This is a genomic window from Streptomyces roseolilacinus (genome assembly GCF_014649335.1).
GTDB classification, from domain to species: Bacteria; Actinomycetota; Actinomycetes; order Streptomycetales; family Streptomycetaceae; genus Streptomyces; species Streptomyces roseolilacinus.
Genome location: NZ_BMSV01000001.1, coordinates 725,419 through 744,501, shown reverse-complemented (window position 1 = coordinate 744,501; position 19,083 = coordinate 725,419). Strand labels below are relative to the sequence as shown.

Sequence of the window (19,083 nt, the reverse complement as noted above, 5' to 3'; positions counted from 1 at the left end):
CCGACCGCGTGGGTCGGTGACGTTTCAGGTTAGCTTCACTACACGGCACACAGAAACCGGAGAAGTAGTGCCTACGATCCAGCAGCTGGTCCGGAAGGGCCGGCAGGACAAGGTCGAGAAGAACAAGACGCCCGCACTCGAGGGTTCCCCTCAGCGCCGCGGCGTCTGCACGCGCGTGTTCACGACCACCCCGAAGAAGCCGAACTCGGCCCTCCGCAAGGTCGCGCGTGTGCGTCTGACCTCTGGGATCGAGGTCACGGCCTACATTCCGGGTGAGGGACACAACCTGCAGGAGCACTCCATCGTGCTCGTGCGTGGTGGCCGTGTGAAGGACCTGCCGGGTGTTCGCTACAAGATCATCCGCGGCTCGCTCGACACCCAGGGTGTCAAGAACCGCAAGCAGGCCCGCAGCCGCTACGGCGCCAAGAAGGAGAAGTAAGAATGCCTCGTAAGGGCCCCGCCCCGAAGCGCCCGGTCATCATCGACCCGGTTTACGGTTCTCCTCTGGTGACCTCGCTCATCAACAAGATTCTGCTCAACGGCAAGCGTTCCACCGCCGAGCGCATCGTCTACGGTGCGATGGAGGGCCTCCGCGAGAAGACCGGCCAGGACCCGGTCATCACGCTGAAGCGCGCCCTCGAGAACGTCAAGCCCGCCCTCGAGGTGAAGTCCCGCCGTGTCGGTGGCGCCACCTACCAGGTGCCGATCGAGGTCAAGCCCGGTCGCGCCTCCACCCTCGCTCTCCGCTGGCTCGTGGGCTACTCGCGCGCCCGTCGCGAGAAGACCATGACCGAGCGCCTGATGAACGAGCTGCTGGACGCCTCGAACGGCCTCGGCGCCTCGGTCAAGAAGCGCGAGGACACGCACAAGATGGCCGAGTCCAACAAGGCCTTCGCGCACTACCGCTGGTAGTCGCACCCACATCGAGACCGAGAGAAGACTGAAGCCTTATGGCTACCACTTCGCTTGACCTGGCCAAGGTCCGCAACATCGGGATCATGGCCCACATCGACGCGGGCAAGACGACCACCACCGAGCGCATCCTCTTCTACACCGGTGTCTCGTACAAGATCGGTGAGGTCCACGACGGCGCTGCCACGATGGACTGGATGGAGCAGGAGCAGGAGCGCGGCATCACGATCACGTCCGCCGCGACGACCTGTCACTGGTCGCTCGAGGACGTCGATCACACCATCAACATCATCGACACCCCCGGTCACGTCGACTTCACCGTCGAGGTGGAGCGTTCACTCCGCGTCCTCGACGGCGCCGTGACCGTGTTCGACGGTGTGGCCGGTGTGGAGCCGCAGTCCGAGACCGTGTGGCGTCAGGCGGACCGCTACGGCGTTCCGCGCATCTGCTTCGTCAACAAGCTCGACCGTACGGGCGCCGAGTTCCACCGCTGCGTGGACATGATCTCGGACCGCCTGGGCGCGCAGCCGCTCGTCATGCAGCTGCCGATCGGTGCCGAGGCGGACTTCAAGGGCGTCATCGACCTGGTCCGCATGAAGGCGCTGGTCTGGTCCGCCGAGGCGGCCAAGGGCGAGATGTACGACGTCGTCGACATCCCGGACACCCACGCCGAGGCCGCGGAGGAGTACCGCAACAAGCTCGTCGAGGCCGTCGCGGAGAACGACGAAGAGATCATGGAGCTGTACCTGGAGGGCCAGGAGCCTTCCGAGGAGCAGCTGTACGCCGCGATCCGTCGTATCACCATCGCCTCCGGCAAGGGCACCGGCACCACGGTGACCCCAGTGTTCTGCGGTACCGCCTTCAAGAACAAGGGCGTCCAGCCCCTGCTCGACGCGGTCGTCCGCTACCTCCCGTCGCCCGTCGACATCGAGGCCATCGAGGGCCACGACGTCAAGGACGCCGAGACGGTCGTGAAGCGCAAGCCGTCCGACGACGAGCCGCTGTCGGCGCTGGCGTTCAAGATCATGAGCGACCCGCACCTCGGCAAGCTCACCTTCGTCCGGATCTACTCCGGTCGCCTGGAGTCCGGCACCTCGGTGCTGAACTCCGTCAAGGGCAAGAAGGAGCGCATCGGCAAGATCTACCGCATGCACGCGAACAAGCGTGAGGAGATCGACTCGGTGGGCGCCGGCGACATCATCGCCGTCATGGGTCTGAAGCAGACCACGACCGGTGAGACGCTGTGCGACGAGAAGGCCCCGGTGATCCTGGAGTCCATGGACTTCCCGGCGCCGGTCATCGAGGTCGCCATCGAGCCGAAGTCCAAGGGTGACCAGGAGAAGCTGGGTGTCGCCATCCAGCGTCTCGCGGAGGAGGACCCCTCCTTCCAGGTGCACACCAACGAGGAGACCGGCCAGACCGTCATCGGCGGTATGGGCGAGCTTCACCTCGAGGTCCTCGTCGACCGCATGAAGCGCGAGTTCAAGGTCGAGGCCAACGTCGGCAAGCCGCAGGTCGCGTACCGTGAGACGATCCGCAAGGCCGTCGAGCGCGTGGACTACACCCACAAGAAGCAGACCGGTGGTACCGGTCAGTTCGCCAAGGTGCAGATCGCGATCGAGCCGATCGAGGGCGGCGACGCCTCGTACGAGTTCGTCAACAAGGTCACCGGTGGCCGCATCCCGAAGGAATACATCCCTTCGGTGGACGCCGGCTGCCAGGAGGCCATGCAGTTCGGCATCCTCGCGGGCTACGAGATGACGGGCGTGCGCATCACCCTGCTCGACGGTGCCTACCACGAGGTGGACTCCTCCGAGCTCGCCTTCAAGATCGCCGGTTCGCAGGCCTTCAAGGAGGCCGCGCGCAAGGCGTCCCCCGTGCTCCTCGAGCCGATGATGGCCGTTGAGGTCACCACGCCCGAGGACTACATGGGCGATGTCATCGGTGACATCAACTCCCGCCGTGGCCAGATCCAGGCCATGGAGGAGCGTGCCGGTGCCCGTGTCGTCAAGGGCCTGGTGCCGCTGTCGGAGATGTTCGGCTACGTCGGCGACCTCCGCAGCAAGACCTCGGGTCGCGCAAGCTACTCGATGCAGTTCGACTCCTACGCCGAGGTTCCGCGGAACGTCGCCGAGGAGATCATCGCGAAGGCCAAGGGCGAGTAACTCTCCCGAGTTCACGCTTTAGGCTTGACCCAGTCGCCGGGGTTCCCATCCCCGTAACCCGAGGAATCGGGCCCCGGCGCCTGGCACCCCAGCAAAGATCACCTGGCGCCGATGAGCAAGGCGTACAGAACCACTCTCCAGGAGGACCCCCGTGGCGAAGGCGAAGTTCGAGCGGACTAAGCCGCACGTCAACATCGGCACCATCGGTCACATCGACCACGGTAAGACGACCCTCACGGCCGCCATTACCAAGGTGCTGCACGACAAGTACCCGGACCTGAACGAGGCCTCGGCCTTCGACCAGATCGACAAGGCTCCCGAGGAGCGTCAGCGCGGTATCACGATCTCCATCGCGCACGTCGAGTACCAGACGGAGTCGCGTCACTACGCGCACGTCGACTGCCCGGGTCACGCGGACTACATCAAGAACATGATCACGGGTGCCGCGCAGATGGACGGCGCCATCCTCGTGGTCGCCGCCACCGACGGCCCGATGCCGCAGACCAAGGAGCACGTGCTCCTGGCCCGCCAGGTCGGCGTTCCGTACATCGTCGTCGCCCTGAACAAGGCCGACATGGTGGACGACGAGGAGATCCTGGAGCTCGTCGAGCTCGAGGTCCGTGAGCTCCTCTCCGAGTACGAGTTCCCGGGCGACGACGTTCCGGTCGTCAAGGTCTCCGCTCTGAAGGCGCTCGAGGGCGACCCGGAGTGGGCCGAGTCGGTCATGAACCTCATGAACGCCGTCGACGAGGCCATCCCGCAGCCGGAGCGCGACGTCGACAAGCCGTTCCTGATGCCGATCGAGGACGTCTTCACGATCACCGGTCGTGGCACGGTCGTCACCGGTCGTATCGAGCGCGGTGTCCTGAAGGTCAACGAGACCGTCGACATCATCGGCATCAAGACCGAGAAGACCACCACCACGGTCACCGGCATCGAGATGTTCCGCAAGCTGCTCGACGAGGGCCAGGCCGGTGAGAACGTCGGTCTGCTGCTCCGCGGCATCAAGCGCGAGGACGTCGAGCGCGGCCAGGTCATCATCAAGCCGGGCTCGGTCACCCCGCACACCGAGTTCGAGGCGCAGGCCTACATCCTCTCCAAGGACGAGGGTGGCCGCCACACGCCGTTCTTCAACAACTACCGCCCGCAGTTCTACTTCCGTACCACGGACGTGACCGGCGTCGTGACCCTCCCCGAGGGCACCGAGATGGTCATGCCGGGCGACAACACCACCATGTCGGTCTCGCTGATCCAGCCGGTCGCCATGGAGGAGGGCCTGAAGTTCGCCATCCGTGAGGGTGGCCGGACCGTCGGCGCCGGCCAGGTCACCAAGATCGTCAAGTAAGTTCCGCTTCTTGACGGCCTGAACGGCTGATCTGGTCGCTCCCGGGGCCACCCGGAGCGACAGAGGGGCCCCGCACCGAGAGGTGCGGGGCCCTTCGTCATGTCCGCGTGTCCGCGTGTCCGGGGCCGGGCCGTCAGGCCGTGCCCGTGTGGGACGACCACGACCACGGGAACGCGTCCGCGCCGACGCCCACGGCCATCGCGCCCTGCGGCCCCAGGTGCGGCGTCGCCGGGCCCAGCGCCACCACGCCCCGGGCGCGTACCGCGTGGCGCCCGCCGACGTGCAGCTGGACGCGCCCGCGCAGGTCGCGGCCGAGGAGGACCGGGCCCTTGGGCGTACCGACCGCGTCGACCGTGCCGTACCCGTCGAAGGCGGGGGCCGGCAGCCGGGTGCCGTCGGGCCGTACCGCGACCAGCTCCGGCGCGGCCGGCCGCCGGTAGTACAGCGCCAGGCCGCCGTCGGGCGCGGCCGCCACGCCGACCGGCCCGCCCGGCGCCGGCAGCGCGCCGCCCGGACGGAAGGCGACCGGCTCGCCGGGGGCGCCTTGCGCCCAGTGGTGCACGCGCTCCCGGCCCGCGGCGAACAGGTGCACGCGCCCCCGCCCGTCGACCGCCGCCGACAGCCCGTCCTGCACCTCGCCGCCGCCCAGGTCCCGCCAGGGGCCCCAGGTGCCGTCGGCCTCCCGGACGCGCGAGCTGACGCCCTTGTCGGCGTTGCGCACGAAGAGGTGGACGCGGCCGTCCGTGGCGGTCACCGCAACGGGCACGCCGATCCGGCGCCCCCGGTCGTCGTCGCGCTCCGGGTTCCCGAGGCCCGACCACGCCAGGAACGGGCCGCCGGGGGAGCGCTGCTCCAGTACCGCGATCTCGCGCTTGTTGGCGCCGCCGTGCCCGCCGAGCGCCGCGAACCGCAGCCCGAACAGCAGCTGCCGCCCGTCGAGCAGCGTCGCCCCGCCCAGGCCGGGGGCGAGGGGGCCGCCGCCGAGGTCGTCCGGTTCGCCCCACTGGCCGCTGCCCGCCTCGGTCTCCCGCCAGCGCACCGCCCGCAGGCCCAGCACCCCGTGGACGGAGAGCCGCCCGTCGGGGCCGGTCGTGACGACCGGGCCGGGGCCGGGGTAGCGGTGGTGGGTGGCGCGGACCCAGCCCTTCTTGTTGGTGAGGGGGCGGCTGCCGCCGACCATGTAGTCGCCGCAGCCGGCGTCGTTGCCGCACTGCCAGGACGGGTCGCCGCCGTACGGGACGAGGTGGGCGGCCTTCTCCCGCAGGACCGGCTCGGGGAGGTTCTTGGGCCAGTGGCGGTTGTAGTAGCCGCGGAAGGAGGTGGTGACGAAGCCCGGTATCGCACCGCCGTCCGCGGTGGCCTCGGCGACCCAGCGGACCATCGCCGCCCAGCTGAAGGAGGCGACGGCGGTGTGGTCGCCGTGGTCCGAGTAGCCGGGCTGCTCGGAGTCCTTCCTGCGGGTCGCCTCGTCGCTGTGCTGGATGTCCGGGTCGGGGTCGAGGGTGTGGACGACGGTGGGCCGGTAGCGCTCCATCAGCCCCACGAGGACGTCGATCAGGCCGTCGTAGTCGTAGTCCGAGGCGCGGCGGACGGGGGAGTCGGTCGCGACCACGGTCCGCAGGCCGAGCGCGCGGTCCTCCCACAGGCTGGGGATCGCCATCCAGCGGCGGGGCGCGTGCATGGGGAGGTTGAGGAAGACCAGTTCGACGCGGCGGTTGCCGTGGGTGAGGGTGTCGATCTCGGCCTGGCGGTCGCCGCGGAGGGTGGCGACGCCCTTCTGCCAGGGGGTGAACCGGTCGAGGCCGATCATCTGCGCGTACGCCTGGCGCAGGCCCTGGTGGCGGGCGGAGGAGTACGCGGCCTTGTCGGCGACGGTCTCGTCGGTCCGGCCGGGGACGTGGTTCTTCCCGGTGTGCTCGCCCGCGGTGACGTACACGCAGACCAGGGGGACGCCGGCGTCGACCATGCGCTGGCAGTCCGGGTTCATGAAGTACAGGTCGTCGTCCGGGTGCGCCATGATCTGCATCAGCTGGGCGCGGCGCGAGTTGGTGATCGGCATGCCCGGCGCCGGGTCGGCGGTGGGGCCGCCGCGGCGCGGGGCGGGGACAGAGCAGCCGGCGAGGCCGCCGAGGCCGGTCGCCCCGGCGAGGGCGAGGGCGACGGAGAGGGTGCGGCGGCGGGTGGGGCGCAGGCCGCCGCGGCCCCCGGGGGCCGGGGTCCCCTCGCCCGCTCCGGTACGGAAAACGGCAGCGTGAGGCCGGCCCCCCGGTATGTCGTTCACGTGTGCCCCCGTACTGGTGCTGCGGTGAGTGGTCCTGCCTGCGGCGGAAGCGCTGGTCGGCGCGGTTCCCGCGGTCGTCTAGACGGATTATCGACACCTCGGGTTGCCCGGGACGCGGCGGGGTGTTCAAGCACGGCCGGCCTTGACCTGAAGCCGACTTGAGGTCATAGCGTCGCGCCATGACCCCTTCCTCACCCGTCCTCGCTCCCGCCACCGCCGACCCGAACGTCACCGACGAGAACCTCGCCGCGCAGCCCATCGGCTACTGGAGCGGCGTCGTCAACAGGGCCGTCCTCCGGCACCTGCGCGACGCCATGGCGTCCGTCGACCTCACCCAGCCCCTGTGGTGGACCCTCAACCGCCTGGTCGCCGCCGGACGGGACGGCGTGACCCGCGAGGCCCTCGCCGCCGGGCTGGCCCCGCTGGCCGACGACGCCGACGAGATCCCGCGCGTGCCGGCCCGGTTCCTGCAGCGCGGCTGGGCCACCGAGGACGAGGCGGGTGTCCTGCGCGTCACCGACGCCGGCCTCGCCGCCCACGCGCGGGGGAAGCAGCTGGTCGCCGAGGTGCGGGCGCGGCTGCACGAGGGCGTACCGGACGAGGAGTACGCGGCGGCGCTGCGCGTCCTGCGGCGGATCGCCCGCAACGCCGAGGCGAGCGGGGCGGCGGCGCACTGACGTCCACGGCGGAGGCGGCCCGGCCGCGCGGGGGCCCGGCGTGTGGGGCGGGGCGCGCCACGCGGCGCCGGGGCCTCCGCCGCCGGGCCGGGGCTTCCGCCGTCCGCCGCCGGGACGCCCGCCGCCGGCGCCGGGGCGTTCACCGCAGTGTCGGTACGTCCCCGCCGTCCGCCCAGGTCAGCGTCGTACCCGGCAGTCCGCGCAGCCAGTGCTCGGCCACCGCCGCGAGGGCGGCGCGGTCCGGTGGCGCGGCGCCGAGGCCGACGGCGTACCGCAGGACGTCCGGCGCCGTCCCGAACGGGCGCGGCCAGGCGTGGGCGTCCGGCGCGCCGGCCTCCGCGAGGGCGGTGAGCAGGGCGCGCGTACGGCCCCGGACCCGGCCCTCCTCCGGACCCCGCGGGACGGCCACGACCGCCCACGCGGCGTGCCGCCGGTGCAGCGGCGGCGGGTCGAGCAGCCGGCCCTCCTCGGCGGGGCCCGCCTCCAGGAGCTCCCACGCCCGGTACAGCTCCTGGACCAGCAGGTCCCGCATGCCCGGGGTGACCTGGTCGGTGCAGGGGCGGCGCGGGTACGTGGGGGTGGTCACCGTCACCGGCAGCGCGCCGGGCACGTCCGCGCCCACCGGGACCCGCCAGTCCCAGGCGGCCCAGGTCGCGAAGAACCGCCGCAGGAGCTGCCGGGGGCGGACCTCGTCGTCCTCGCCCACGGTGCGGGCGGCCAGCAGCGCCCACGCCAGGCCCGGGAGCCCGCCCAACGGCGCCGCGTCCAGGCCGCGCGCCCGCGCCCACGCCTTCACGTCCCGGGCGAGCCGGGTGAACTCGGCCCCCCGGTCGCCGACCCGGGCCAGCACGGCGTCCGCGTCGGTGACCGCGCTGAGCGCGACGGCGGCCGCCTCGCCCAGTTCGGCGCGGCGCGCCACGGCGTCGCCGGGCGGCACCGCGCCGGTCGGGACGACGACCAGGTCGACGCCCAGCCCGTACGCCTCGAACCGCAGGCCCGGCACGCGCGCCCCGACGACCTCCCGGACGCGCGCCGCCCCGGGCAGCGCGGCGACGACACGGGCCCGTACGTCCGCGAGGTCCGCGTCGCCGGGGACGGCCGCCACGAGGTCCAGGTCGGCGCCGGGCAGCGCGCACCCCATCCGCCGCGACCCGACGAGGTGCACCTCGGCGCCGGGCAGCGCCCGGGCGACCTGCCGTACGACGCGCCCGGCGGCCGTGCCGTCCGCCGCCACCGTGCCCGCGGCGTCGGCGTCGGCGTCGGTGGCAGCGACCGCGCCCCCGGTGGCGGCCACACCGCCCGTGCCGTCCACGGGGGGCGGCGGGGCCGGCGGCCCGTCGTGCCAGCGCACCTCGCCCGTGCCGAGGTCCGCCGTCGCCCGTACCCGCATCGGTTCGTCACCGCGCCGGGACAGCAGCGCCACCTCGGTCACCCGGGCGGAGAGCGGACCGCCCAGGCGGGCCTCCGCCTCGCGGACCAGGGCCCGCGGGTCCGTCGTCCGCCCCAGGCTCAGGTGCGGGGTGAAGCCCCGGTGGTGGCCCCGGCAGCGGGGGAAGCGCCGCTCCAGGGCGTGCCGCAGCTCCTGCCACGGCGCCCCGCCGCCCGCCGCCGGGTCCAGCCACACCGTCGCGTCGCCGCGGTGGCGGAAGTCGTGGACGCCCCGGAGCCGGGCCTCGAACGGGGCGACGTCCCGCACGGCCGCCGCGACCAGTTCCGCGGCCCGCTCGAAGTGCGCCTCCGGCACGAACCCGAACAGCAGGTTCACGTGCGGGGGCCACCGCCCGACCTGCGGGTCGTGGTCCCGGCGGACGTCCTGCAGCGGAGGCCACAGCTCGTCGGGCGGCAGCCACGCCACCGCGGTCCGGGGCGTCGGCCGCACGTCGAGCGCGCCCCGCACGCCCGTCCCGTCGAGGCCCAGGTCCACCAGCACGCCGTAGTGGTCGGAGACGTACAGCCCGTCCGGTGCCGGTTCGCGGCCGGTCAGCTCCGCCGCGTCCACCCGCACCCGCTCGGCGCGCAGCAGCACCCGGTCGAGCCGCGCCGCCCGCCCCGACAGGGAGGAGACCGCCGCCAGCGGGTTCGCGCCCGGGTCGAAGGTCGGTGTCCGGTCGGCCGGTCCGTGCACCTCGGTCCACGCGTCGCGCATGCCCAGCGTGGTCTCCGGCAGGTCGCCGCCGTCGTTGAAGTCGCCCGCCAGCACCACGTCGCCGTCGATCCCGGCGAACCCCTCGGCGAGCCGGGCCAGCTCGGCCTCGCGCCGGCCGGCGCCGTCCGGCGAGTGGTCGCTGCTGAGGTGCGTCGCCGCGACGACCAGCGGCCGGGCCGTACCGGTCTCCACGACCACCGCCGCCACCGCCTTGTGCGGGCCCAGCACGTGCGCCGCCGCCTCGCGGACCGGCACCCGGCTGAGCAGCAGCAGCCCGCACTCGGCGACGTCCGGCCCGGCCGGGTCGGTGCCGAGCGCGTACGCGTCCCGCACCCAGCGCGCCGCCAGCAGCGCGCGCAGCAGCTCCGGCTCGGCCTCCTGGAGGGCGATCACGTCCGCGTCGGCGTCGCGCAGGGCGTCCAGCAGCAGCGGGCGGCGCCGGGCGGTGTCGATGAGGTCGCTGTCGTACCGGTCCCACAGCGTGTTCCACGTCAGGACGCGCAACCCGGCGGCCACCGGGGCCCGGCCGCCCCCGTCCGGCGTCCCGCCCGGCGCCCACCGCCCCGCCGCCGCGTCCCAGGCGTACGGCTGCCGCGCCGTGAAGAACGGCGCCCGCAGCAGCCTCGGGTCCCGCACCCGCCCGGCGCCGGTCGCGTCGATCCGGTCGACTCCGGCCGCCCGGTCCCACACGACCTCGCCGTCGGCCTCGAAGAACAGCACCCGGTGCCAGGGGATGTCCCCGCCCGGCACGAACGCGGGCAGCGGCACCCGCTTCGGCTCCGCCCCGCGCTGCATGATCCCGACCACGAAACGCGCCGGGTCGAACCGGGAGTCCCACCGGACCCGGTGGTAGATCTCGTCGCTCGTACGCACCTACGCCTCCTCCTCCACGGTGCCACCCGCGCCGACGTACCAGGTGCGGTGCGCCTGGCCCGGGTACGGCGGCACGAACCGGCGCAGCTGCGCGTCGAGCACGTCCGCCGGGACGGGGTGCCGGCGCACGGCGTTGCGCCGCACCAGCTCGGCGTCGTCGACCAGCACCACCGCGTGCGTGACCAGCGCGTCGCGGCGCCGGGCGACGGCGTGCACCAGGGACCGCTGGTGCGGGTTGAGCGACGTGGCGTCCCAGACGACGGTGCCGCCCGCCGCGAGCGCCGCGTCGAGCCGCGCCAGGCCGGCGCGCAGGACGTCGCCGCCCGCCCGCTGGTCGGCGCGGTCGCCGCGCTCCTCGCGCACGGCGTCCAGGGACACGTACGCGTCGACGCCGGGCAGGGTGCCCGCGAAGGTGCTCTTGCCGCTCCCGGAGGGCCCGACCATGTGCACCAGCCGGGGGAAGCCGCCGTCGCGCAGGCGCCAGGTGGCGGCGACGGCCTCCTCGGCGGTGGTGATCCGCCCCGACGCGTACAGCTCGCGCGCCTCGGCGCGGCACCGGGCGGCGGCGTCCGCGCCGAGCCCGTCGAACGCCCCGCCGACCGGGTCGGCGCCCGCCAGTTCCTCGGCGTGCAGGGCGGACCACTCCACCTGTTCGCGCGCCGCCGCGTCGGGCGCCACGGCGGCGGCGACGGCGTGCAGGGCGCCCAGGTCGACGGCGTACGACATCCGTACGAGCCCGGCCCGGCGCTCCTCGTCCGGGTACGGGCGGTGCAGCCCGGCGTGCAGCCCCACCAGGTCCGCGACGCGCCGCGCGAGCGGCAGCCCCAGGGCGGGCGCGAGCCGCCCGGCCAGCACGCCGCGGCGCTCGCGGTGCAGCAGCGCGGCCAGCACCCCGGCGAGCCGCGTGTCCCCGAGGACCCCGAGCCGCGCGGCGGCGTCACGGGCGGCCGCGTGGTCGGCGGGGGTGCGGCCACCCGGCTCCAGGCCCACCGCGGCCGTCAGCGCCTCCGGGTCGGGCGCCGCCCCGGACCGCACGTCCCACAGGGCGGCCCGCGCCGACAGCCCGTTCGGGGTGACGGCGGCGTGCATCCAGTGCGTGCCGGTCCGTACGTGCCCGGGGCGCACCCACTTCGCCACCCGCCGCCCGAACTCCTCGGCCATGAAGCCCTCGGCGGTCCGCACGACGTACCCCTCCTGGCGCTGGGGGTCGACCCGCAGCCGCCGCAGCGCCCGCTCGTCGAACGTCCCGCGCCACAGCACGGGCGGCACCGGCACGCCCCGCTCCCGCAGGAACGCCACCGTCCGGTCCCAGTCCAGGCACCACCCGAGCTCGTCCCACACCGAGAAGCCGTGGAAGTGGCTCTCCAGCCGGTCGTACCCGAGGGAGTGCCGGGCGTACGTGTTCTCCCCGCACACCCGCCAGCCCTCCGGGACGGTGTGCGCGATCCGGCCCTGGAGCGCCTTGACCCAGGCCCGCGACGGATGGTGCGCCGAGTCCGGTGACCGGGCGTGCAGTCCGTCCGCGTACAGGGTGGTGTTCTCGCCGTCGAGCTTCTCGGTCACCACGACCTCCCGCCCGGCGAACCCCGACAGGTCCGCGGCCCGGACGTCGTCCCGCCCGACACCGGGCGACCAGGGCAGGTGCGGCGTGCGCGGATAGTGGGTCCGCGCCTGTTCCGTGCGCATGGTGGATCGGCCCCCCGGTCGAGCTGTGGCGTGCCCGGTCACTGTAGGAGCCGGGGGAGGGCCGATCGAGCGATTAACGCGGGCCGTCGAGCGACAGGGCGTTCTTGGCCCGCGCGACGGACTCCTCCGGCGCCGGGGCGCCCGGGACCTCGGTCGCCAGCGCCTGGTTGACCTCGGCGAACGGTCGCATGCGCGCCTCGTACGCGGCGAAGGCGGCCGCGTGGTCGCCGTCCGCCGCGCGCAGGGCGTCCGCCAGCACGTACGCCCCGGCCAGGGCGAGGCTGGTCCCCTGGCCGGACAGCGGCGAGGCGCAGTACCCGGCGTCGCCCAGCAGCGTGACGCGGCCCCGCGACCAGCGGTCCACGCGGATCTGCGCCATCGCGTCGCAGAAGAAGTCCGGGGCCCGCCGCGCGGCCTCGGCGAGCCGGGGTGCCCCCGGCCAGCGCAACCCCCCGATCCGCTCGACGACGAGCCCGCGCAGCCACCCGGTGTCCCGGTGGTCGCCGTCCAGCGGCCCCGAGCCGAACCCGAACGCCACGCGCAGCTCGTGGTTGCCGGGCACCGACATGGCGGCGAAGCCGGCCTCGCCGTCGCGCAGCCACAGCTGCCAGTCCTCCAGGTCCAGGAAGTTCCCCGCGGTGAACACCGACAGGTACTGCCCCAGGTGCAGGCGGAACCCCTCCTCCGGCCCGAAGGCCAGCCGCCGCACCCCCGAGTGCAGCCCGTCGGCGCCCACGACCAGGTCGTACTCCCGCACCTCCCCGGACGCGAAGCCGACGCGCACGCCGCGGTCCGTCTCCTCCAGGGCGCCGATCGCGTCCCCGAAGCGGTACTCGACCCCGCCCCGCGCGGCGCCGTGCAGCAGTCCGACCAGGTCGTCGCGCATCAGCTCGACGTCGTCGCCGTCCAGGCGCCCGCTGCTGAGGGCGTACTCGGTGCTGCGGTGCACCTCGGTGCCGTCCGCGTCCAGTACGGACATGCCGCGCATCCGCGTCCGCACGGCGCGGGCCCGCTCCAGCAGCCCCATGCGGTCCAGCACGTCGAGCGCCACCCCCCGCACGTCGACGGCCTGCCCGCCCCGCCGGGGGGCGGCGGCCCGCTCGACGACGGTGGGCGCGAAGCCGTGGCGGCGCAGCCAGAAGGCGAGCGCGGAACCGGCGACGCCGCCGCCGGAGACGAGGACGGTCTGCATGAGGAACCCCCTGGTGGACGCGGTGAACACGCCTGAACGTACGCCGTACACGCTGATCCCTCACTTCTGTACTAGGACAGGTGGACCCGGCACCGGCGGTCCCCGCCGGTCCGGCACCCACCGCCCCTCACGCGCCCCGCGCCGGGACGCGTCGCCCGCACCGGGGACGCCCCCACCCGCCCGGCCGCGGGCCCCGGCAGAAGTGCGGCGGCGGTACTTCTGCCGGGAGAACCGCCTGGTCGAGGGGGGTCTGAGGTGGTCGACTGAAGGCAGAAGCGGGACGCCCTCCCCGTGCACGCGCTCCGGTCGGCACGCCCTCGGCGGACAGCCGGGAAGCGGAGCCGGCGCGGGTGCGGGAACGGCGCCGACCACCCGCCGTCGCCACCCCTCTCCGGCCACCGGCCGGACCGGGGCGGCCGACCGCCGGGAAGAGCAAGCAGACGAAACCGGCCGACGGCACCGAGCCGCGGCCCCACACCGCCCACGGGGGAACTCACCATGAACGCTCCGCGCCACCGCACCACGCTGCTCGCCGTCGCGGGCACGGCTCTCGCCCTGTCCCTCACCGCCTGCCAGGGCGGCGCGGACACCACGTCCTCGTCCGCGCCGACCCCCGCGGTCACGGTGGCGTCGTCCCCGGCGGCCGCCGCGACGACGGCCGGCAAGGGCGCCGGCACGTCCGACGCGGCGGAGGCGGCCGACTCGGCACGGACGGGATCGAACGACTCGGCCCGCTCGACGGGCTCGAACGGCTCGACGGGCTCGAAGGGATCCACCGGCTCCACCGGCGCGACCGGCAAGCAGGTGGCCGTCTCCACGCCGGCGTGCACCGCGCGGGACGTCCGCGTCACCGCCGCCCTGCAGGACGGCCCGCCCTACACCCACATCGTCCTGACCGCGAAGAACACCGGCCGCCACTCCTGCCGGCTGGCGGGCTTCCCGCGCGTCCAGTTCCTGGAGAGCCACAAGCAGGACGTCCCGGCCGTCGCCAAGAGCAAGCCGGCCGCGCCGGTCGTGCTGGCGGCGGGCGCCCCGGCCTACGCCCTGGTGAAGCTGTCGGACGGCGGGGTCGACGAGGCCAACGAACCCGTGTCGGCGTTCTCCGTCATGCTGGAGGGCGACTCCACGGTCATCGCCGTCACCGCGCCCGGCAGCGGGGGCATCGCCGTCGACCCGGCGAAGGCCCTCACCGGCTACTGGACCCCCGAACTCCGTAACGGCGCGGACGACTTCTGAGCCCCCCGTACGGATGACGTCCCCCCGGGCGGCCTCCAGGGGGACACGGCCGCACCGGCGCCGGAGCCACGACACGGGCCCGCGCCGGTGTGACCGGCCGCCTCGCCGCGGCGCGGCGGGCGGAGTCCCGCCGGGACGACCGCCCGCGCCGGCCTCCCCGTCCGCCGGGGTCCGGGCCGGGACCCTCCCGGCGCACCGGTGATCCCGCCCCCGCCGGCCGCCGGCGGCCCGAGCGGTCACCTCGTGGGAACGACCCGCGGGGCGACGTCTAACCGCCGGTCGGATCGATCACCGACACGGTGCCGTCACCGCTGTTGGCGACGTAGACGCGGCCGCTGTGGGGTTCGAAGGCCAGGCCCCTCGGGTGGGAACCCACCGGGACGGTGGCGCTGACGCCGTGGGACACGGCGTCGATCACCGTCACCGTGCCGTCGGACTGGGTGACGTAGGCGTCGCCCCGGGAGTCGACCGCCACGTCGACGGGCCCCGGAGCGACGTCGGTACCGGTGACGCCACCGGTGACGGTGTCGATCACGCACACCGTGGCGGAGCCCGAACCGGCGACGTAGGCACGGTGCCGCGGGGCGTCGACCGCGATGCCGGCGGGCCGCTCCGATACCGGGATGACCCTGACGACCTCGTCGTCCGCGGGGTCGATCACCGAGACCGTGTGGAGGCCGGGCTGCGTCACGTAGACGCGGTGGCTCGTCGGGTCGACCGCCACGTCGAGGGGGTCGGGGACTTCGACGAAGTCGTGGGCGAAGGGGGGCAGCGCGCCGCTGATGCGGATCGTCCACACCCGCCGGCCGCCGCGGTTCGCCACGTAGGCGCGGCCCAGCTGGTGGTCGACCGCCACTCCCGTCATGGTGAACGAGGGGAGGAGCGGGCCCCCGATGCCGACGGTGCCGATGACGATGTTGGACTTGTCGATCACCGTCATGGTGCCGTTGCCGCCGTTGGCCACGCAGACGCCGACCTGGGGGTCGGTCGCCACGCCCTCCGGGCGCGGTCCGACGCCGATGGCGGTGCTCACCGTGTCGGTCCGGGAGTCGATCACCGACACGGTGTGGGTACCGCTGTTGGTGACGAAGACGCGGTCGTGGACGTCGACCGCCACGCCGACCGGCCTCACCCCCACCGGGATGGTGGCCACGACACGCGACTGTGCGGTGTGGGAGGTGTTCATCGCTACGGACCTCCGTGATCGAGCGGCTTGCGGGGAGGGGCGTGGCCCGCTCGTCCGTGGGGGCGTCGCTTCGAGGGATCCGGTAGCGGTGGTACTCCGCGGTGTCGCCGCCGGCCGGCCGCAGGGTCGGCTTCCTCCGCGCCACCCACCACCGCGGGCGCGGGGACCCGACCACCTCGGTGCACGGGTGGCCGACGTCAGACTCTGCCCCCAGTATCGGCGCGAGCCGCGCACCCCGCCACTCGGGCCGCGCCCGGCCCCGACCGCACGCCCGGGTGCACGCGCCCGCCCGTGCCGGGCGGTGGGAACCGGCCCCGGGGGACCGTGGACGATGGGTACGAGCGGCCGGTGGGCCCCTGGCGGCCCGTACCCGGTCCGGGCGGCGCGAGGACGACCCCACCGGCGGCGGGACCGCTGGTGGCGGCGCGTTCGGTCCGGAAGCCCGGCCGAGGCGGCCCGGCAGCGGGGGGAACCGAGGGGGAAGGGGAGGGCCCGTGCCCGACGAGACGACCGAGCCGCCGTACCGGCGCATCGCGGCGGACATCCGGCGCCGGATCGCCGAGGGGGAGCTGGTCCCCGGCGACCGCGTCCCCTCGACCCGCAAGCTGGCGGAGCAGTGGGGGGTCGCCCTGGCCACGGCCACGAAGGCGCTGACGGAACTCCGCCTGGAGGGGTACGTGGAGACCCGCCCCCGCGCGGGCACGGTGGTCGCCCCGCGCCGCCGCGCCGCCCCCGAGCCCCCCGCCGCGCACCGGCGGCCGGACGGGGCCGGGGAGGCCGACCTCACCCGCGAGCGCGTCGTGCGCGCCGCCATCGAGATCGCCGACACCGAGGGCCTGGCCGCCCTGTCCATGCGCGGGGTCGCCGCCCGGCTGGGCGTGGCGGCGATGTCCCCGTACCGCCACGTCGGCGGGAAGGGCCGGCTCGTGTCCCTGATGGCCGACGCCGCGTACGGGGAACTCGGCTACCCCGACCCGCCCCCGCCCGGCTGGCGCGCCCGCCTGGAGCTCGGCGCCCGCACGCTCTGGCGCCTCCACCGCCGCCACCCGTGGCTCGCCCACGTCAGCCCGCTCACCCGCCCCCTGGTGCTCCCGAACGTGCTGGTCCACGGCGAGTGGCTGCTCGCCGCCCTGGAGGACCGGGGACTGGACGCGGTGACGCGGATGGACGTCCAGCTGCTGGTCTTCACCCACGTCCAGGGCGTGGCGGTCACCCTGGAGCGCGAGGCCCAGGCGGAGGCGGCCACCGGCAAGACGGACGACGAGTGGATGGACACCCAGCGCTCGGCCCTCGGCGCCCTGGCCGCGTCGGGCCGCTACCCCTCCTTCGCCCGCACCCTGGGCGCCCTGGAGAACGGCGAGTACGACCTGGACCTGGACGCCCTCTTCGACCTGGGCCTCACCGCCCTCCTGGACGGCCTGGCCCCCCGGATGGAGCGGGCCGCGCGCCGGTGACCCGGCCGCGCGCCCCGCGCCGGGTCCGGGCCCGGGGGACGGTGGTCACGCGTCGCCGAAGATCTCCTCGGCGGTGGCGGCGGTGAGGGCGCGCGCGAGCCAGGAGCGCATGATCTCCGGGTCCTCGCAGCCGTTCACGCGCTCGCGGACGTCGTCAGGGATCGTGACGCCGCGCTTCTCCAGGACGAACAGGATGTCTTCAGCGCGGCTCTCGGCACGGATGCCGTCGGAAAGGGGCGACGTGTAGAAGGAGAGATCCACGGCCACCAGGTTCCTCCAGATGTGCGCGGCCGGGCGGTTGCCCAGGCCCTGTGCGGTGAATTCGACGACGGGGTTGACGAGGTCTTCGGGCATGTCCCGCAGCGCGGTGGACAGAGCTTTCAGTATCACACCGACCTCCGGGTCGCACGCGTGCGTGATCGCGGACAACGTGGCGAGCGCGAGGTCCTTCCGGGCCTCGACCGCGTCACTGATCACGGGCATGTTGTGCGGTCCGGCCACGAGGGGGCGCAGGGTGAGGGTGGGCCACCCGCGCGGGCCGATCCGTACGGGCCGTGAGGCCCACTCGGCCGTCGCCCGGTCCTGGCAGACGACGAGCAGCAGGGGCGGCAGCCCGTACTTCTCGTGCAGGTACGCGCAGTAGTAAGCCCAGCTGCCGGGTTTCGCCGGGTCCTTCCTGCCCTGTGCCTCGACGGCGACGAGGAAGCCGCCGTCCGCCGCGGTCTCGAAGCGCAGCAGGGTGTCGACGCGGCGTTCGACGGGCCGGGCCTCGGTGAGGTCGGTGGGCAGGGCCTCCACCGAGGTGGGGTGGGGGAGGTCGACGCCGAGCACCTCGGAGACCCGGGAGAAGAGTTCCGGATACTCCTGGAAGATGCGGTGCATCGCCTCATGGGGTGAGCTGACCACGGGTCTCCTGTTCGGATGTGGCGGAGGCGCGGCAGCCGCCGCACACTCCCGGTTCGGGTGCGCGGAACGCGCGGTCGCAGCGGTCGCAGTTCCGGAGCGGGTGCGCCGTGCGGGCGGGGGACGCGGCGGGCGGTGGGAGCTCGGCGGTGAGCCGGTGGGCCAGGAACGCGGCCGGGCGGCGCAGCGGTTCCGGCGGCAGGTGCGCGGTCAGGGCGTGCCGTACGCCCTCGGGGCCGGCGTCCCGCTCCAGCCAGGCGGCGACGCCGGGAGCGAGGTGCTCGGTGTCGCGGGCGGACAGCAGCAGGCGCGGGTCGTGGCGGTGCAGCCCGGCGAGCAGCTCGGTCGCGGCCCGGAGGAGGGCCGGGGCGGGGTGGGCGGGCTGCGGTACGCGCAGCGGCGCGGGCGTCCGGCGGGGCGGCCGGGCGGGCTTCCCGCCGCACTGCGGGCCCGCGCCGCTCTGCGGAGCCGTACCGCGCTCCGGGTCCGCGGAGCGCTCCGGGACCGTGCCGTGTTCCGGGCCCGCACCGCCCCGCAGGACCGTGCCGCGCTGCGGGCCGGGCGATGGTGCCACGGGGGCGTCGGTCTGCGGCGCCCGGCCGCCGGGGGAGGGCTGGTTGCAGGAGAGCGTCCGGGTGGTGATCCGTCCGTCGGGGGCGCGCTCCCGTACGCGCCGCAGGTAGCCGTGGGCCTCCAGTTCGCGCAGGGCGCCCGCGATCCGCTGGGCGCCCTCGGGGAAGCGGGCGGCGAGGGTCTTGATGTCGACGCGGGCTCCGGTCGGCAGTGACTGGATGTGCACGGCGAGCCCGATGGCGAGGAGCGATAACTGCTCGTGCTGGGCGAGGTGGTTGCCGATCACGGTGAAGCGGCTGGTGTGCCGGGTGTTGACGTGGACGACCCCGGACGAGTGGTGTGCGGGCCGCTTTCCGGCAACCCGGAGCGAGGCGTGCGAGGGCACGCTAGGGTGCTGAGCATCCATCAGGAAGGTCTCTTCTTCCTCGTGGTCAGGCCCTCGCCTGGGAGTGCG

General features: G+C 74.4%; 14 protein-coding genes. 7 read left to right on the top strand and 7 right to left on the bottom strand.

Features of this window, described 5'->3' with window-relative positions; all coding sequences use genetic code 11:
• Positions 1–67 precede the first annotated feature (67 nt).
• The 4 genes from rpsL (at position 68) to tuf (ending at position 4,422) form a co-directional block, all read left to right on the top strand.
• Positions 68–439, top strand: a complete 372-nt coding sequence (rpsL, locus tag IE106_RS03385; protein WP_003948652.1) for a 30S ribosomal protein S12 — start codon at positions 68–70, stop codon at positions 437–439.
• Positions 440–441: 2 nt separating this feature from the next.
• Complete coding sequence (gene rpsG, locus IE106_RS03380) at positions 442–912, top strand: 30S ribosomal protein S7 (RefSeq protein ID WP_023587042.1); 471 nt, start codon at positions 442–444, stop codon at positions 910–912.
• 38 nt (positions 913–950) lie between these two features.
• Positions 951–3,077, top strand: coding sequence for an elongation factor G (gene fusA / locus IE106_RS03375; RefSeq protein ID WP_189529694.1), 2,127 nt, complete (start codon positions 951–953; stop codon positions 3,075–3,077).
• Positions 3,078–3,228: 151 nt separating this feature from the next.
• Positions 3,229–4,422 carry an elongation factor Tu gene (gene tuf / locus IE106_RS03370; RefSeq protein WP_189529693.1) on the top strand — a complete coding sequence of 398 codons (1,194 nt, stop codon included), beginning with the start codon at positions 3,229–3,231 and terminating at the stop codon, positions 4,420–4,422.
• A gap of 133 nt (positions 4,423–4,555) precedes the next feature.
• Here tuf and IE106_RS03365 read toward each other — a convergent pair whose 3' ends face one another.
• Positions 4,556–6,703 carry a PIG-L family deacetylase gene (locus tag IE106_RS03365; protein WP_189529692.1) on the bottom strand — a complete coding sequence of 716 codons (2,148 nt, stop codon included), beginning with the start codon at positions 6,701–6,703 and terminating at the stop codon, positions 4,556–4,558.
• 179 nt (positions 6,704–6,882) lie between these two features.
• Between IE106_RS03365 and IE106_RS03360 the strand changes: the two genes are divergently transcribed.
• The gene (locus tag IE106_RS03360) at positions 6,883–7,380 is read left to right on the top strand and encodes a winged helix DNA-binding protein (protein ID WP_189529691.1); all 498 of its coding nucleotides are present in this window, start codon (positions 6,883–6,885) and stop codon (positions 7,378–7,380) included.
• Between the two features lie 139 nt (positions 7,381–7,519).
• Here IE106_RS03360 and IE106_RS03355 read toward each other — a convergent pair whose 3' ends face one another.
• The 3 genes from IE106_RS03355 to IE106_RS03345 all read right to left on the bottom strand — a co-directional run bounded on the left by IE106_RS03355 (position 7,520) and on the right by IE106_RS03345 (position 13,307).
• Positions 7,520–10,399: a poly(A) polymerase gene (locus IE106_RS03355; RefSeq protein ID WP_189529690.1), complete on the bottom strand. Its 2,880-nt coding sequence runs from the start codon at positions 10,397–10,399 to the stop codon at positions 7,520–7,522.
• Positions 10,400–12,085 carry an RNA ligase family protein gene (locus IE106_RS03350; protein ID WP_189529689.1) on the bottom strand — a complete coding sequence of 562 codons (1,686 nt, stop codon included), beginning with the start codon at positions 12,083–12,085 and terminating at the stop codon, positions 10,400–10,402. It abuts the gene before it with no gap.
• Between the two features lie 73 nt (positions 12,086–12,158).
• The gene (locus IE106_RS03345) at positions 12,159–13,307 is read right to left on the bottom strand and encodes an FAD-dependent monooxygenase (RefSeq protein WP_308427855.1); all 1,149 of its coding nucleotides are present in this window, start codon (positions 13,305–13,307) and stop codon (positions 12,159–12,161) included.
• A gap of 468 nt (positions 13,308–13,775) precedes the next feature.
• Between IE106_RS03345 and IE106_RS03340 the strand changes: the two genes are divergently transcribed.
• Complete coding sequence (locus tag IE106_RS03340; protein WP_189529688.1) at positions 13,776–14,513, top strand: DUF4232 domain-containing protein; 738 nt, start codon at positions 13,776–13,778, stop codon at positions 14,511–14,513.
• A gap of 268 nt (positions 14,514–14,781) precedes the next feature.
• Here the strand turns inward: IE106_RS03340 and IE106_RS03335 are convergent, their stop codons facing one another.
• Positions 14,782–15,699: a YncE family protein gene (locus IE106_RS03335; RefSeq protein ID WP_189529687.1), complete on the bottom strand. Its 918-nt coding sequence runs from the start codon at positions 15,697–15,699 to the stop codon at positions 14,782–14,784.
• Between the two features lie 494 nt (positions 15,700–16,193).
• Here IE106_RS03335 and IE106_RS03330 point away from each other — a divergent pair, with 494 nt between their 5' ends.
• Entirely contained in the window at positions 16,194–17,153 is a 960-nt protein-coding gene (locus IE106_RS03330) for a GntR family transcriptional regulator (protein ID WP_189529686.1), read from the top strand.
• A 45-nt stretch (positions 17,154–17,198) separates the two neighbouring features.
• Here IE106_RS03330 and IE106_RS03325 read toward each other — a convergent pair whose 3' ends face one another.
• Entirely contained in the window at positions 17,199–18,059 is an 861-nt protein-coding gene (locus IE106_RS03325) for a hypothetical protein (RefSeq protein ID WP_189529685.1), read from the bottom strand.
• Entirely contained in the window at positions 18,040–19,014 is a 975-nt protein-coding gene (locus IE106_RS03320; RefSeq protein WP_373295892.1) for a helix-turn-helix domain-containing protein, read from the bottom strand. Before IE106_RS03320 ends, IE106_RS03325 begins: the two co-directional genes overlap by 20 nt.
• Positions 19,015–19,083: the final 69 nt, after the last annotated feature.

Coding starts and splice junctions, on each gene's coding strand:
- IE106_RS03360 (WP_189529691.1), top strand. CDS start 6,883: ATGACCCCTTCCTCACCCGTCCTCGCTCCCGCCACCGCCGACCCGAAC.
- IE106_RS03350 (WP_189529689.1), bottom strand. CDS start 12,085: ATGCGCACGGAACAGGCGCGGACCCACTATCCGCGCACGCCGCACCTG.
- fusA (WP_189529694.1), top strand. CDS start 951: ATGGCTACCACTTCGCTTGACCTGGCCAAGGTCCGCAACATCGGGATC.
- IE106_RS03340 (WP_189529688.1), top strand. CDS start 13,776: ATGAACGCTCCGCGCCACCGCACCACGCTGCTCGCCGTCGCGGGCACG.
- rpsG (WP_023587042.1), top strand. CDS start 442: ATGCCTCGTAAGGGCCCCGCCCCGAAGCGCCCGGTCATCATCGACCCG.
- IE106_RS03335 (WP_189529687.1), bottom strand. CDS start 15,699: ATGAACACCTCCCACACCGCACAGTCGCGTGTCGTGGCCACCATCCCG.